The organism is Sulfitobacter sp. HI0027, assembly GCF_001634775.1.
Taxonomy (GTDB): domain Bacteria; phylum Pseudomonadota; class Alphaproteobacteria; order Rhodobacterales; family Rhodobacteraceae; genus Sulfitobacter.
The window spans coordinates 1-367 of the sequence record NZ_LWER01000270.1; the positions used below are offsets into that span (position 1 = coordinate 1).

A 367-nucleotide genomic window follows, 5' to 3' on the forward strand; every position below is an offset into this window, starting at 1 on the left:
GGCTGCGCTATGTCTATGCCGCCTCTTCGGGCGATGAGGCGGGGATCAGTGCCTTTCGGCTGAGCAGTTCAGGCCAGTTGAATGCCGTGGGCCGTCTTGAGGTCGAAGACGGGCTTTGGGTCAGCAACATCACCCAGCTTGAGGGGGTCTCCGCAGGCGGGCAAAACTATCTGCTGGTGGCCGCCGCAGGCAGCGGATCGCTGAGCGTCGTGGCACTGGATGAAGGCGGGGCCATGCGGGTGAGCGATCATGTCTTAGACGATCTTGATACGCGCTTTGACGATATCACCGTGATGGAGACCTTGATGGTCGGGGACCAAGCCTATGTGGCGGTCAGCGGGGCCGACCAAGGGGTCAGCCTGTTCCA

The 367-nt window shown here is 61.9% G+C and carries 1 pseudogene; it reads left to right on the forward strand.

What is annotated here, in order from left to right:
• A pseudogene (locus tag A3722_RS24340) lies at positions 1–367 on the forward strand (lactonase family protein); the annotation flags it as partial.